Raw genomic sequence first — 14,401 nt, 5'->3', positions numbered from 1 at the left:
CTAGCCCAGCGCCTCAGCCCGACCGTCAGCGCCGAATACGTCGTATCGCCGAGCGATCCAGCCCTCACCAAAGAGCTCGGCGATCGGCAACTCCTAGCGCCGATTGGCCGGTTGCTTTCGGTCAGGCCGTCGGCAGCCCCATCACCCAGCGTCTCGGCCCAACGGCCACCGCTGTCGGTGATCGGCAACTCCTGAAGCCGCTCGGCCAGTTGCCCCGGTCAGGGCGCCGTCGGCAGTGCGTAGGCGTCCGCGATGAGTTCGTACGAGCGGAGGCGGATCTCTCCGCTGTGGGCGTTTGCCGTGATCATCAGCTCGTCGGCGCCGGTGCGCTTTTGGAGGTCGTCGAGGCCGGTGCGGACCTCGTCCGGGGTGCCGTGGATGACGTTGGCGTTCCAGGAGGTGATGAAGTCCCGTTCCATGGGGCTGAATTCGTAGGACTCGGCCTCCTCGGGGGTGGGGACCAGGCCGGGGCGGCCGGTGCGGAGCCGGACCATGTTGAGGGCGGCGGCCAGGACCTGGCGGCGGGCCTCGCGCTCCTCGTCGGTGGCGAGGGCGGAGACGCCGATGAGGGCGTAGGGGGCGTCGAGGACCTCGCTGGGGCGGAAGGACTCGCGGTACAGGTCGAGCGCCGGGACGGTGTTCTGCGCCGAGAAGTGGTGCGCGAAGGCGAAGGGCAGGCCGAGGACACCGGCCAGCCGGGCGCTGAACCCGGAGGAGCCGAGCAGCCAGATCGGCGGGCGGTGCGGGGACTGGACGCCGCCGGGCGACGTGGCCTGCACCGGTCCGGGGACGGCGTGGATACGGCGGTAGGGGTGGCCGTCCGGGAAGTCGTCGTCCAGGAAGCGGGTGAGTTCGGCCAGCTGCTGCGGGAAGTCGTCGGCGCCCTCGTTGAGGGTGTCGGTGCGGCGCAGGGCGGCGGCCGTGGCGCCGTCGGTGCCGGGCGCGCGCCCGAGCCCGAGGTCGACGCGCCCCGGTGCCAGCGCCTCCAGCGTGCCGAACTGCTCGGCGATGACCAGCGGGGCGTGGTTGGGCAGCATGACACCGCCGGAGCCGAGCCGGATGCGCTCGGTGTGGGCGGCGAGGTGGGCCAGGATCACGGCGGGCGAGGACGAGGCCACTCCCGGCATCGAGTGGTGCTCGGCGACCCAGTAGCGGTTGAAGCCACGGGATTCGGCGAGACGTGACAGGGCGACGCTGGTGCGCAGGGCGTCGCTCGCGGTGCGGCCCGCGCCGACGGTCACCAGGTCCAGTACGGAGAGGGGTACGGGCGCGGTGCCCTGTGCGGTGCCCCGGATCTCGTCGTCTGCCGTCACGGTGGGTGCCTCCTGATTTCGGCCATGCGCTGTCCTGCGCGATTAACAGGAGGCACTCTCCGCTTTATTCCCGGCCCCGCTCTGTTTCCCGGCCCGGCCCGCTCTGTTCCCCGGCCGCCGTCCCGGGGGCGGGTCAGGCCTGGACGAGCGGCTCCCGGCTGAACAGCGCGCCCAGCCTCGGTGCGTTCACCCTGCGGTCCGCGAGCCGCAGCGCCTCCCAGACCGTGACCTGGTTGGCGGTCAGGACCGGCTTGCCCAGCTCCTTCTCCAGGGCCGGGATGTGGGCCGCGGTGTGCAGGGCCGTGTCCGGCAGCAGCAGCGCCTGCGCGTCGGGCCGGTCGGCCTCCCGCGCCAGACGGAACACCTCGTCCTCGCCCCAGGTGCCGACCTCGGCCGCGGTGATGATCCCGGCACCGCGCACCGAGGTCACCGCCATGCCGCCGGCCCCCAGGAAGTCCGCGAACAGTCCGGCCACGTCCTCGGGGTAGGTCGCGCCCACCGCCACCGTCCGCACCCCCAGCTCCTTGAGCGCGTGCACGAAGGCGAAGGACGTGGACGACGCGGGCAGCCCGGCCGCGAGCGCGAGGGAGCGTACCTGCTCGTGGGCGCCGTCCCAGCCGTAGACGAAGCTTCCGCTGGTGCAGGCCCACACCACCGAGTCCGCGCCGCCCATGCGCAGTTCCTCGACGCCTGCCGCGAGGCGGTCGGCCGCGCCCATCTCCAGCAGGGCGTCCACCCGGTGCGCGTCCGTACCGATGTCGGTGTGGACGACGTCGAGGCGGATGTCACTGCCCAGCAACTGCTCGATGCGCGGGTAGTCGTCCTCGGCGGAGTGTCCCGGGTAGAGGAATCCGAGTGCGGTCATGACCTGCCTTCCTGCTGTTGTTCACCGTTCGGGAGGTCCGGCAGCACGGGACGGGTGCGCGCCGCCGGATCGATCAGCGCCTGGTACGGCCCCACCGCTCGGGTACCCAGCCGGGCGAGAGCAGCCCACATCGTCACCTGGTTGGCCGAGATCACCGGCATGCGCAGCTCGGCCTCCAGCTGGGGGATGACGTCGTAGGTCGGAAGGTTGGTGCAGCTGATGAAGAGGACCTCCGCCGAGCGCCGCACTGCCTGGCGCGCCATGGCGACCACGTCGCGGTACGGCACCTTCCAGATGTGCCGGGTCAGCCCCATGTACACGCACCCGGTGACCTTCACGCCCGCCTCGGCGACGTACTCCTCCAGCGCGCGCGTCACCGACACGGTGTACGGGGTCACCAGCGCCACCCGCCGTGCGCCGAGCGCCGCCAGGGCGTCCAGGAGTGCGCCGGAGGTGGTGACCGAGGGGACCGCGCCGGCGCGTGTCATCGCCGCGCACATCGCCCGCTCCCCGGCGATCCCGCCGACGAAGCTGCCGGAGGTGCAGGCGTAGGCCACGACCTCGGGCGAGACCGCGTTGAGCGTGCGGACCGCGTCCGCCAGCGTCTCGTGCTCGCTGACCAGACGGGCCAGGTCGAGGCTCACCTCGACGGGCACGAACGGCGTGCGGGTCAGATGCAGCGATACATCGTCCGGGACCCAGCGCCACAGCTCCCGGTCCAGCGCGAAGTCGAAGGGTGCGACCACCCCGACGCCGCGCTGCGGCTGGGGTCCACCGAGGAAGGAAACGTCCATGACGGGCACCGCCCTCACAGCGAGAAAGGAGGTGAGCAACCGGCCGTGTGCAACGCCCGTGTTGACGAAGGTAGGTTCGGGTGCGAGCGTGGTCAAACCTCGCATGTCAGACGGCCGCCACCGCCCTCAGAAACGGCTCCTCGCATGACCACCCCCACGCTTCTCGTCCTGGACGCCGATCCCCTCCCCCGTCTCGGCAGGCTCACCGGTCGCGCCCGTATCGAGCACACCGACGAGGCGGCGCTCGCCGAGCGGCTGCCGCACGCCGACGTGCTCCTCGTATGGGACTTCACCTCCCGGGCCGTGCGCTCGGCCTGGCCGGGCGAGGGCCCGCGGCCGCGCTGGGTGCATACGGCGAGCGCGGGCGTGGACCATCTGATGTGCCCGGAACTCGCGGCTTCGGAGACGGTGGTGACCAATGCGCGCGGCATCTTCGACCAGCCCATCGCGGAGTACGTCGCCGCCCTCGTACTGACCATGGCCAAGGATCTGCCGCGCACTCTGGAGCTGCAGCGGGAGCGGACCTGGCGGCACCGCGAGACCCAGCGGGTCGCGGGCACGCGCGCGTGCGTCGTCGGATCGGGGCCCATCGGCCGTACGATCGCCCGCACGCTGCAGGCGCTCGACGTGACCCCGGCGATCGTGGGGCGCACCGCGCGGGCCGGCGTGCACGGCCCGGACGACCTGGAACGGCTGATCGCCCGCGCGGACTGGGTGATCGCGGCGGCGCCGCTGACGGATCAGACGTACGGCATGTTCGACGCGCGTCGCTTCGGCGTGATGCAGCCGTCGGCGCGCTTCATCAACATCGGGCGCGGCCCTCTCGTCGTCGAGGACGCCCTCGCCGAGGCGCTGAACAAGCGGTGGATCGCGGGCGCCGCCCTGGACGTCTTCGAGCACGAACCCCTCACGCCGGACAGCCCGTTGTGGCAGGTTCCGGGACTGATCGTCTCCCCGCACATGAGCGGCGACACGATCGGCTGGCGTGATCAGCTCGGACTTCAGTTCGTGGAGTTGTACGAGCGCTGGGCGGCGGGCAGACCTCTGCTCAACGTCGTGGACAAGGAACGCGGGTACGTACCAGGACGCTGAACCGCCGGGCAGCTCCCAACGCTGGAGGGCACATGACGGACCTCGAACTCACCGGACTGACCGCCGTACGGCTCGTCGAGGGGTACCGCAAGGGCGAGTTCAGTCCGGAGGAGGCGACGCGGGCCGCGCTGAACCGCGCCGATCGGATCCAGCCGGATGTGAACGCCTTCGTGCGGCTGCTGGCCGACGAGGCGCTGGCGCAGGCCCGGGAGTCGACGGAGCGCTGGCGGCGCGGTGAGCCGCTGGGGCCGGTGGACGGGGTCCCCACGACGGTCAAGGACATCCTGCTGCTGCGCGGCGCGCCCACGCTCAAGGGCTCGAAGACGATTTCCGAGAACGGCCGCTGGGACGAGGACGCGCCCTCGGTGGCCCGGCTGCGCGAGCAGGGCGCCGTCTTCCTCGGCAAGACCACGACCCCGGAGTTCGGCTGGAAGGGCGTCACGGACTCGCCGCAGTCCGGGGTGACCCGCAATCCGTACGACACGACGCGCACCGCGGGCGGCTCCAGCGGCGGCGCGGCGGCGGCCGTGGCGCTCGGCGCGGGCCCGCTGGCGCTGGGCACGGACGGCGGCGGCAGCGTCCGTATCCCGGCCGCGTTCTGCGGCATCTTCGCGCTGAAGCCGACGTACGGCCGGGTGCCGCTGTACCCGGCGAGCGCCTTCGGCACGCTCGCGCACGTCGGCCCGATGACCCGGGACGCGGCGGACGCGGCGCTGCTGCTCGATGTGATCGCCGCGCCCGACAGCCGTGACTGGTCCGGGCTGCCCCCCGCCCCCGGCTCCTTCGCGGCGGGCCTGTCCGGCGGGGTGAAGGGCCTGCGGGTGGCGTACTCGCCCTCGCTCGGCGGCCAGGTCGCGGTGCGCCCGGCGGTCGCCGCGGCGGTGCGGCGGGCGGTGGAGCGGCTGGCCGGGCTCGGCGCGTACGTGGAGGAGACCGATCCGGACTTCACCGAACCGGTGGAGGCCTTCCACACCCTGTGGTTCTCGGGGGCGGCCCGGGTGACCCAGCAACTCGGCCCGCACCAGCGCAAGTTGCTCGATCCGGGGCTGCGGGAGATCTGCGGGCAGGGCGCCCGGCGCTCCGCTCTGGACTATCTCGCCGCGGTGGACGTGCGCATGGAGCTCGGCCGCCGTATGGGCCGCTTCCACGATTCCTACGACCTGCTCGTCACGCCGACGCTGCCGATCACCGCGTTCGAGGCGGGCGAGGAGGTGCCGAGGGGCTCGGGGCACCGGCGCTGGACGGGGTGGACGCCGTTCACGTACCCGTTCAACATGACCCAGCAGCCCGCGGCGACCGTCCCTGTCGGCACCGACGGGGACGGACTGCCGATCGGGCTGCAGCTGGTGGCCGCCCGGCACCGGGACGATCTGGTGCTGCGGGCGGCCCACACGCTCTACGAGGCCGGGGTCGCGGCGACCGGCCTCACGCCCGCCGGAAGCTGAGCGTCTCCCCCGCCGCCCCCGACCGCCACAGGTCGTTGCAGCCGTCGGCCATGTCCGCGAGCCCCTCCACGACCTGGCCCCAGACGATCCCGGGCACCCAGCCCACGTCGGCGTTCAGCAGAAGGTTGTTGCGCTCGTAGAACAGCGCGAGGTCGACGACCGTGGTGCCCGCGCGGACCTCGCGGTCGTAACCGTAGGACTTGGTGCCGAGTTCCGTTCCCGCGAAGGAGAAATAGCAGAGATCTCCGGGAATCGGCGTGACGGTCGGATTCTCCAGGGGCGGTTCTGTCGCCGCGAAGGGCGGGAAAAGAGCATAGATCTCGTTTCGGGCGTATTTTGCGTGATAGACGTCGCTGCCCAGTGGAAGGGCGTCCCATACAGCCGCGCAGGTGACAGGCGCGCGGTCGTCCAGCAGACGCGCCGTACAGGTGATTCCACGCTTGACCAGGGAGACTTCGATGTATCGATCGGCCATGAAATCCATAGTGCATACATCGCATGAACTCGGGTAGCCGCGCCGCCATGGCTCCACCTTTTGGGAACGACAGACACACACCCGGACCCTCCCGCCGAACGCTGCTCGCGGGGGTGGCGGCGCTCGGTGCGCTGGGCGCCGCCGGATGCAGTCGCGTGGCCTCCGCCTCGACCAAGAAGGGCGGCGACCTGCTCGACCGGCTCAAGGCAGCCGGTGTCGTAAGGCTGGGCATCGCCGGCGAGATCCCCTTCGGGTACATCGACAAGAACGGCGACCTGACCGGCGAGGCACCGGAACTGGCCAAGGTCATCTTCAAGCGCCTCGGCGTGGACAAGGTGCAGCCCGTCCCGACGGAATTCGGCTCGCTGATCCCGGGCCTGAACTCGCAGCAGTTCGACGTCGTGGCGGCGGGGATGTACGTCAATCCCGAGCGCTGCCAGCAGGTCATTTTCGCCGACCCCGACTACCAGATGCTCGACGCCTTCATCGTCCGCAAGGGCAATCCGAAGGGGCTGCACAATTACAAGGACATCGTCGAGAAGAAGGCGAAGTTCGCGACCGGTACGGGCTATGCGGAGATCCAGTACGCCGTCGACGCGGGATACAAGCAGAGCGACATCCTGATCGTGCCGGACCAGGTCGCGGGGCTGAACGCCGTCGAGGCCGGACGCGTGGACGTCTTCGCCGGTACGGCGCTGACCGTCCGCGAGGTGGTCAAGAAGTCCGGCAAGACGGAGTCCACCAAGGCGTTCGCGCCCCTCGTCAAGGGCAAGCCGCACGTCGACGGCGGCGCCTTCGCCTTCCGGCCAACCGAGACCGGCCTGCGGGACGCCTTCAACGTCGAGCTGCACAAGATGAAGAAGAGCGGGGAGCTCTTCCGCATCCTCAAGCCGTTCGGCTTCACCAAGGCCGAGATGACCGACCTCACCGCGAAGGAGCTGTGCGGCGGATGACCTCGGGACTGTGGGAACTCGTACTTCACGGCATCTGGGTCACGATCCAGCTGCTGGTCCTCAGCGGCCTGCTGGCCACGGCGGTCGCCTTCGGCGTCGGCATCGCCCGCACCCACCGGCTGTGGATCGTCCGCTTCCTCGCGGGCCTCTACACCGAGATCTTCCGCGGGACCTCGGCGCTGATCATGATCTTCTGGGTGTTCTTCGTGCTGCCGATCGCCTTCGGCTGGCAGCTGGTCCCGCTGTGGGCCGGCACCCTCGCACTCGGACTGACCTACGGGGCCTACGGCGCCGAGATCGTGCGCGGCGCGCTGAACTCCGTCGACCCGGCACAGCGCGAGGGCGGCATCGCCCTGAGCTTCACGCCGTGGCAGCGGATGCGGCTGGTGCTGCTGCCGCAGGCCGTGCCGGAGATGATCCCGCCCTTCTCCAACCTCCTGGTGGAGCTGCTGAAGGGCACCGCACTGGTGTCGATCATGGGCATGGGCGATCTCGCCTTCAGCGCCAACCTGGTGCGCCTCGCGCTGCAGCAGAGCGCGGAGATCTACACGTACGTCCTGCTGATCTACTTCGTCATCGCCTTCGTGCTCACGCGGGGGATGCGCGCACTGGAACGCAGGCTCAAGGCGGGAATCGGTAAGCAGGTAGGGCGCACGCCCGACGAGAGGCTGCACGCGCCCGAGACGGCCGGCGTGGGCGCGGGAGGTGCTTCCTCATGACCTGGGACTGGGGCGTCGTCGCCGACTTCATGCCGAAGTTCTGGGACGGACTGCTGGTCACGCTGGAGATCCTGGCCCTCGGCTCGCTGATCTCGTTCGTGCTGGGCCTGGTGTGGGCGCTGCTGATGCGGACGCCGACCCGCTTCGTGCGCTGGCCGGTCGGGGTGATCACGGAGTTCATCCGCAACACTCCGCTGCTGGTGCAGTTGTTCTTCTTCTTCTACGTGCTGCCCGAGTGGGGCCTGACCTGGTCGGCGCTGACCACCGGTATCTGCGCGATCGGGCTGCACTACTCGACGTACACGATGCAGGTCTACCGGGCCGGTATCGAGGCGGTCCCCGTCGGCCAGTGGGAGGCCGCGACGGCGCTGAACCTGCCGGTGCGGCACACCTGGACCGCGGTGATCCTGCCGCAGGCGATTCGCCGGGTCGTCCCGGCGCTCGGCAACTACGTGATCTCGATGCTCAAGGACACGCCGATCCTGATGACGATCACGGTCCTGGAGATGCTCGGCCAGGCGCGGCTGTTCTCGCAGCAGAACTTCCAGTTCACCGAGCCCCTGACGGTGATCGGCGTGGCCTTCATCGTCATCGCCTATCCGGCCTCCCTTCTCGTACGAGCCCTGGAGCGACGCCTTGTCCGCTGACACACCCTTGATGAAAGAACCCGACGCCGACGCGAACCCGCCGGTGGACGGCGGCGAGCTGATCCGCTTCGACAACGTCACCAAGCGGTTCGGGTCGAACACGGTGCTCGACCGGCTCGACTTCTCCGTCAACTCCGGCAAGCACGTCACCCTGATCGGCCCGTCCGGCTCCGGCAAGACGACGATCCTGCGGCTGCTGATGACCCTCACCAAGCCGGAGGAGGGCACGATCACGGTCGCCGGGGAGCAGCTCTTCCCGGCGCCGGAGAAGCAGATCCGCGAGGTCCGCAAGAAGATCGGGATGGTCTTCCAGCAGTTCAACCTGTTCCCGAACATGTCGGTGCTGCGCAACATCACCGAGGCCCCGGTCACCGTCCTCGGCATGTCCAAGGACGAGGCGGCGGAGCGCGCCCGCGACCTGCTGGAGATGGTGGGCCTCGCCGACAAGTGCGACGCCCGGCCGATGCAGCTCTCCGGCGGTCAGCAGCAGCGGGTGGCGATCGCGCGGGCGCTGGCGATGCGGCCGCAGGTGCTGCTGCTCGACGAGGTGACCTCGGCGCTCGACCCGGAGCTGGTCGCCGGTGTGCTCGACGTGCTGCGTGACATCGCCCGCACCACGGACATCACGATGCTCTGCGTGACCCACGAGATGAACTTCGCGCGGGACATCTCGGACCAGGTGCTGATGTTCGACTCCGGGCGGGTCATCGAGTCGGGGTCGCCGGAGAAGATCTTCAGCGAGCCCGAGAACGACCGCACGCGAGAATTTCTCAGCGCGGTGCTCTGACGTGTCTGCGGCCTCGGAGGTTGAACGCGGTTCAACCTCCGAGGTCCGGGCGCCGGATCATGTCCCTGGCATGTGCCGGAGTGCCTGCGCCGCTGCTGAGAGCGTTGGAACGGGGTTCGGATCCCGTCAACAGCCGCTCACAACAAGCCTCTTGGCCGCTATCGTGGAACCGGTTTCTCTGTCCTGATGACGGCCCAGTTGTTGAGCGACCGAGCAAGCGCAGGGGGAAGCACCGTGGCGCTGAAGCACGAGCCGACCGCGCCGTACCACTCGGCCCAGGACGCCCTGCGCATCCTGGAGGCCGTGGCGCGGCACACCGCAGGAGTCACCGACACCGAGCTCGCCCGGGACACCGGCCTCGCCCCGGAGCGGCTGGCCACCCTGCTGCGGATGCTGCGCCGCGAGGGCTACGTCGAGCAGATCACCGACGGGGCGTACGTCACCGGTGACGCCCTCTCCCGGCTCGGATCCGCCGAGGGCCGCGAGCAGGCGGTGCGCGAGAAGCTGCAGCGGACCCTGGACCGGCTGCGGGACTCGGTGGGCGCCGCGGTCTACCTCAGCCGGTACGTCGACGGCGAGGTCAGGATCGCCCAGTACGCGGACGGGCCCACGACCCCGGTGGTCAACGAGTGGGTGGACTTCCGCTCCTCGGCGCACGCCACCGCGATCGGCAAGAGCCTGCTCGGCCAGCTCGACCACAACGGCCGCCGCGACCACCTCTCCCGCCACAAGCTGGCCCGGCTCACCTCGCGCACCATCACCAGCGACAAACTTCTGCTGTCCCGCCTGGAGACCCAGCCGCCCACGGTGCCCCACCTCGACCTCCAGGAGTACGCGGTCGGCACGGTCTGCGCGGCCGTCCCGGTCAGCGCCGGCACCTCGGTCGGCTGCCTGGCCCTCTCCCTCCCCGTCGAACACGCCCACCGCCTCCGCCAGGCCGCCGACACCCTCAACCGCAACGCAACCCCGGTCCTGCTCTCCCTGGCGATCTAGAGACAGCCCCGGGTGGTCACAACCACCCCCACGGACCAGGTACTATTTTCCCCGTCGCCACCCACCGGAGACCACTCCACCGGGCGGCGAGAGTCACGCGCCGCTAGCTCAGTTGGTTAGAGCAGCTGACTCTTAATCAGCGGGTCCGGGGTTCGAGTGCCTGGCGGCGCACCATTGACGACGAGGGCCCTCCGCAGGCGCGGGGGGCCTTTGTCGTTGCGGCGGATCTACGCCGGCGCCCTCGATCTCCTCGCGGCCCGGCAGGAGCGGCTGGGGGTCCGGGGGTTATCCCCCGGGAAAACGCAGCATCAGCGGGTCCGGGGTTCGAGTGCCTGGCGGCGCACAAACACGGGTGAAGGCCCCTCGCAGGTGCGGGGGGCCTTCGTCGTTGGGGCGAGTCTCCCGCGACGCCCGCATCTCCCCGGGCCCTACAGGGACGGCTGGGGGTCTGGGGGTCATCCCCCAGGAAATGCAGCATCAGCGGGTCCGGGGTTCGAGTCCCTGGCGGCGCACCATCTACGACGAAGGTCCTCCGCAGGCGCGGGGGGCCCTTGTCGTCGGGGCCGGATCTACGCCGGAGCCCCCGATCTCCTCGCGGCCCGGCAGGAGCGGCTGGGGGTCCGGGGGTTATCCCCCGGGAAAACGCAGCATCAGCGGGTCCGGGGTTCGAGTGCCTGGCGGCGCACAAACACGGGTGAAGGCCCCTCGCAGGTGCGGGGGGCCTTCGTCGTTGGGGCGAGTCTCCCGCGACGCCCGCATCTCCCCGGGCCCTACAGGGACGGCTGGGGGTCTGGGGGTCATCCCCCAGGAAATGCAGCATCAGCGGGTCCGGGGTTCGAGTCCCTGGCGGCGCACCATCTACGACGAAGGTCCTCCGCAGGCGCGGGGGGCCCTTGTCGTCGGGGCCGGATCTACGCCGGAGCCCCCGATCTCCTCGCGGCCCGGCAGGAGCGGCTGGGGGTCCGGGGGTTATCCCCCGGGAAAACGCAGCATCAGCGGGTCCGGGGTTCGAGTCCCTGGCGGCGCACCATTGACGACGAGGGTCCTCCGCAGGCGCGGGGGGCCTTTGTCGTTGCGGGGTCTGCAGTGTCCTCGGGGGTCAGAAGGCGGTACATCTGCTCTCCCGGTGGGCGCCACCACACCGGGTCGTTGCAGTGGAGGCCCTCCCGTCTTAGTTGGGCTCTGTGGATTTTGTTGGTGGCCGTGATCGGCATCCGTTCTACGACGCGTACGAAGCTCGGGGTCATTTTTGTGCCGAGGTCGGGCTGGGCGGCCAGGAAGGTGGTGAAGGTCGTGGGGTCGAAGGTGCCGGCGATGGTGGCCATCACCTGGTCGCCGGTCACCGGGTCCGGCACTGCGTAGACCGCGACGGCGGCGGCGCCCTCGTAGCGGGCGAGGATGTTCTCGATCATCGCGGCCGCGAGGTTCTCGCTGTCGACGCGGATCCGGTCGTCGGTGCGGCCGGCGAAGTAGAGGTAGCCGTCGGCGTCCCGGTAGAAGAGGTCGCCGGTCCAGTAGCAGCCGTCGTGCCGTCGCTCGGCCTCCGCGGAGGGATTGCGCCAGTACCCCTCGAAGGGGTTCGGCCCCTTGTTGACCAGCTCCCCTATCGCCTCGTCCCCGTTGAGCAGCCGCCCGGCCGCGTCGAGAACGGCGGCCGGACACTCCTTGCGCGTCTGCGGATCGAGTACGACGAGCCCGGGCGTCGCCCTCCCGACCGCGCCGGACGGCGTACCCGGCGACCACTGCACGGCCGCACCCCCCTCCGACGAGCCGTACCCCTCCACCAGGCGCACCCCGAAGCGCCGCTCGAAGGCCGCCGCGTCCACCGCCCCCGCCTCCGTGCCGAAGCCCAGCCGCAGGGGGTTGTCCCGGTCGTCGGCACGCTCCTCGGTGGCCAGGACGTAACTCACGGCCCGCCCCACATACGTGAAGTACGTCGCCCCGTACGCGCGCACGTCCGCCAGGAAGCGCGACGCCGAGAAGCGCCGCCGCAGCGCCACCCCCGCCCCGGCCACCAGCGCGGGCGCCCAGTCGGCGATCACCGCGTTGCCGTGGAACATCGGCATGCAGATGTAGTGCACGTCGTCCGGACCCACCCCGAACTGGCCGACCAGCGAACGCCCGGCCGCCGCCAGCCGCCCCTGGGAGCAGATCGCCGCCTTCGGGGCGCCGGTCGAGCCGGAGGTGAAGTACAGCAGGAGGCGGTCGCCGGGGGCGGCCCGGGAGGCGTCCGGCACGGCGCCCGCGTAGGGCGCCAGAAGGTCCTCGTACTCCTCGGTCCCGGTCACCAGCAGCCGTACGCCGGGGAGTTCGAGCCCGGCGAGGAGGGGGAGGTGGGCGCGTTCGGTGACCAGCGTCCGGCACTCGGTGTGCAGGATGTCGCGGGCCAGTTCCGGGCCGCGGCGGGTGGGGTTGATCCCGGCGACCGCGGCTCCCGCGAGCGCGGCGGCGCTCAACCACAGCGGGTATTCAGGGGTGTTGTCCAGCAGCACCCCCACGTGCGGCTCGGCGCCGGGCGGCAACAGGTCGGTCAGCAGCGCCGCTCGGGCGGCAGCACCGGCCGCCACCTCGTGGTGGGTGAGGACCAGGTCCTCGTACCACAGCCCCGGGCGGTGGTCGCCGTAGCGCACCGCCACGAGTTCGGCGACCGTGGCCGTGGACGTAGCCGTGGCCGTAGTCGCTCCGGATGACCTGGACTCCTTGGACTCCATGGAGGTGCACGGTAATTGACGTCCCGTCAGATGTGGAGAGGCGTAACCAGGTGTGTGCGCCGGGACCGAGCCTCCCGGCGCACACACCCTGTCCGGTGGATCAGAAGGTGACGTCCGAGCAGGCGTAGAACGCGTTGCCCGTGTCCGCGATCGTCCATACGGCGACGATCACGTGGTGACCGCTCAGCCCGGACGGCAGGGTGCCGCTGTGGGAGAGGGTGGAGGGGGGCCGCTGCCCGCTGTAGGGCACTGTCAGGAACGGTGTGGTGTTGAGGTCCGAGCGGGACAGGTTGTGGTTCTGGTTCCAGCCCTGCTTGGTGACGTAGTACTTGAAGTCCGTGGTGGCGTGCATGGCGGTGAACTGCCACCGGAACGTGTAGCTCTGACCGCCCGTCACCTGGGTGGTGGGCCAGGCGCCGCCGGACGGTGTCCTCGGGCTGTCGAGCTGGGAGAAGCGCGAGTTGCCGCCGGAGCATATGGCCCCGTCGGCGGGTCCGGAGGCGGGGAAGCCCTTGGGGCCCTCGACGCTCTGCGGCTCGTACTGGATGTCGCCGCAGTTCGTCACCGTGCCGTTGGCGCACAGCTTCTGCCTGCTGATGGGGAGGTCGGTGTAGCCGTGGCTGCTCGCGCTTCCGGCGGAGAGCACGAAGGCCCCTGCCGTGGTGAGCCCGAGCGCGGCGGCGTACCACTTGGTCTTTCTGCGCATGCTGCCGCTCCTGAAGAACGTGGGGGAAGTTCCATGAGGCGTGCAGGTCTAGACCAAGTTTCAGAATATTGCCGTCCGTTGGTCGTGTCCATACCAAGACGGGCCCCTATCCGTCACGGCATCCTCGATCACGGCATCTGTTCGCTCATCACGGCATCTGTTCGCTCCGCCCCGCGCAGAACGCCACCGTCAAGTCCTTCACCAGCGCCTTGCGTTCGTAGTCGTCCAGGTCCACCAGACCACGCACTGTCAGCCGGGTCACGGTGTCCTCCACGGAGTCGACCACCGAGGTGAGCACACTCGCCCGGTGCTGCGCGTCCAGCGCGGCGATACGGCGACGCTGCATCGCGGCGGCCACCTCGGGCGCGTACTCGACGAGGACCGGCTGCACCGAGAAGACCTCCAGCCCGACCGGCGCCGCGTCCGCCGCCGTCAGCCGGGTCAGCGCGTCCCCGGCCGCCTCCGCCGGACCCCTCCGACTCCCGGGCGTCTCCACCGCCACCCGGGCGAGGGCCGCCTCCACGCACTCGCGCAGATAGGTCTCGTGGTCCTCGATGCCCAGCACGGCCCGCGCGGTGTCCCGCACCCGCCACACCACCAGCACCACCACGCGCAGCGCGACACCGTTGCCATCGGCCGCTGGCATCGGCTCGCTGCGCCAATGCCGCAGCCGTACGTCGACCCGGCGGCGCAGCAGCAGCGGGTTGACCCACATCAGACCGGTACGCCGTACGGTCCCGCGGTAGCGGCCGAACAGCCCGAGCACCCAGGCCCGCCCGGTCCGGCCCCGGGCCAGTCCGCCGAACCCGAACAGGGCGAGCGCCCCCGCACCGGCGTACGCCGCCCACTGCGCGGGCCCGAGCCCGGCCCCCGCGAACGCGGGCAGCCGCAGCGCCGCCGC

Annotated in this window: 14 protein-coding genes and 1 tRNA gene; 8 read left to right on the top strand and 7 right to left on the bottom strand. The window is 70.6% G+C overall.

Annotation, left to right across the window (positions count from 1 at the left end):
* Positions 1-218 precede the first annotated feature (218 nt).
* From JYK17_RS20115 to JYK17_RS20105, 3 genes are all read right to left on the bottom strand, one after another.
* Positions 219-1,313, bottom strand: coding sequence for an LLM class flavin-dependent oxidoreductase (locus tag JYK17_RS20115; protein ID WP_108013021.1), 1,095 nt, complete (start codon positions 1,311-1,313; stop codon positions 219-221).
* Between the two features lie 133 nt (positions 1,314-1,446).
* Entirely contained in the window at positions 1,447-2,178 is a 732-nt protein-coding gene (locus JYK17_RS20110) for a maleate cis-trans isomerase family protein (RefSeq protein WP_222810927.1), read from the bottom strand.
* Positions 2,175-2,972 carry a maleate cis-trans isomerase family protein gene (locus JYK17_RS20105; RefSeq protein WP_108013023.1) on the bottom strand — a complete coding sequence of 266 codons (798 nt, stop codon included), beginning with the start codon at positions 2,970-2,972 and terminating at the stop codon, positions 2,175-2,177. The genes JYK17_RS20110 and JYK17_RS20105 overlap by 4 nt, the downstream gene beginning before the upstream one ends.
* A 144-nt stretch (positions 2,973-3,116) precedes the next feature.
* Between JYK17_RS20105 and JYK17_RS20100 the strand changes: the two genes are divergently transcribed.
* Together JYK17_RS20100 and JYK17_RS20095 are read left to right on the top strand one after the other, a co-directional pair.
* Positions 3,117-4,064 (top strand): D-2-hydroxyacid dehydrogenase, encoded by a 948-nt coding sequence (locus JYK17_RS20100; RefSeq protein ID WP_222810926.1) that lies wholly within the window; start codon positions 3,117-3,119, stop codon positions 4,062-4,064.
* A 32-nt stretch (positions 4,065-4,096) separates the two neighbouring features.
* The gene (locus tag JYK17_RS20095; RefSeq protein ID WP_108013025.1) at positions 4,097-5,509 is read left to right on the top strand and encodes an amidase; all 1,413 of its coding nucleotides are present in this window, start codon (positions 4,097-4,099) and stop codon (positions 5,507-5,509) included.
* On the opposite strand, the gene JYK17_RS20090 is transcribed toward JYK17_RS20095, so the two are convergent.
* The gene (locus JYK17_RS20090) at positions 5,490-5,984 is read right to left on the bottom strand and encodes a DUF3830 family protein (protein WP_164932232.1); all 495 of its coding nucleotides are present in this window, start codon (positions 5,982-5,984) and stop codon (positions 5,490-5,492) included. The genes JYK17_RS20095 and JYK17_RS20090 overlap by 20 nt on opposite strands.
* 47 nt (positions 5,985-6,031) lie before the next feature.
* On the opposite strand from JYK17_RS20090, the gene ehuB reads away from it, so the two are divergent.
* The 6 genes from ehuB to JYK17_RS20060 all read left to right on the top strand — a co-directional run bounded on the left by ehuB (position 6,032) and on the right by JYK17_RS20060 (position 10,257).
* Positions 6,032-6,937 (top strand): ectoine/hydroxyectoine ABC transporter substrate-binding protein EhuB, encoded by a 906-nt coding sequence (gene ehuB, locus JYK17_RS20085; RefSeq protein WP_108013027.1) that lies wholly within the window; start codon positions 6,032-6,034, stop codon positions 6,935-6,937.
* On the top strand, positions 6,934-7,656 hold the full coding sequence (ehuC, locus tag JYK17_RS20080) for an ectoine/hydroxyectoine ABC transporter permease subunit EhuC (RefSeq protein WP_222810925.1): 723 nt from the start codon (positions 6,934-6,936) through the stop codon (positions 7,654-7,656). The genes ehuB and ehuC overlap by 4 nt, the downstream gene beginning before the upstream one ends.
* A complete protein-coding gene (gene ehuD / locus JYK17_RS20075; RefSeq protein WP_108013029.1) occupies positions 7,653-8,303 on the top strand; it encodes an ectoine/hydroxyectoine ABC transporter permease subunit EhuD in 651 nt (216 codons plus the stop codon). Before ehuC ends, ehuD begins: the two co-directional genes overlap by 4 nt.
* Positions 8,304-8,313: 10 nt before the next feature.
* Positions 8,314-9,090 (top strand): ectoine/hydroxyectoine ABC transporter ATP-binding protein EhuA, encoded by a 777-nt coding sequence (gene ehuA, locus JYK17_RS20070; protein WP_108013030.1) that lies wholly within the window; start codon positions 8,314-8,316, stop codon positions 9,088-9,090.
* Between the two features lie 234 nt (positions 9,091-9,324).
* On the top strand, positions 9,325-10,083 hold the full coding sequence (locus JYK17_RS20065; RefSeq protein ID WP_108013031.1) for an IclR family transcriptional regulator: 759 nt from the start codon (positions 9,325-9,327) through the stop codon (positions 10,081-10,083).
* Between the two features lie 97 nt (positions 10,084-10,180).
* A tRNA-Lys gene (locus JYK17_RS20060) sits at positions 10,181-10,257 on the top strand.
* Between the two features lie 818 nt (positions 10,258-11,075).
* On the opposite strand, the gene JYK17_RS20055 is transcribed toward JYK17_RS20060, so the two are convergent.
* From JYK17_RS20055 to JYK17_RS20045, 3 genes are all read right to left on the bottom strand, one after another.
* On the bottom strand, positions 11,076-12,794 hold the full coding sequence (locus JYK17_RS20055) for an AMP-binding protein (RefSeq protein WP_222810924.1): 1,719 nt from the start codon (positions 12,792-12,794) through the stop codon (positions 11,076-11,078).
* Positions 12,795-12,894: 100 nt separating this feature from the next.
* The gene (locus JYK17_RS20050; RefSeq protein WP_222810923.1) at positions 12,895-13,500 is read right to left on the bottom strand and encodes a lytic polysaccharide monooxygenase auxiliary activity family 9 protein; all 606 of its coding nucleotides are present in this window, start codon (positions 13,498-13,500) and stop codon (positions 12,895-12,897) included.
* 148 nt (positions 13,501-13,648) lie between these two features.
* Positions 13,649-14,401, bottom strand: a 753-nt coding sequence (locus tag JYK17_RS20045; protein ID WP_222810922.1) for an SPFH domain-containing protein, incomplete at its 5' end; no start/stop codon positions are given.

Source organism: Streptomyces plumbidurans, from assembly GCF_019857225.1.
Lineage (GTDB): Bacteria > Actinomycetota > Actinomycetes > Streptomycetales > Streptomycetaceae > Streptomyces > Streptomyces plumbidurans.
The sequence above is the reverse complement of the archived record's forward strand: the minus strand, read 5'-3'. Positions and strand labels throughout refer to the sequence as shown.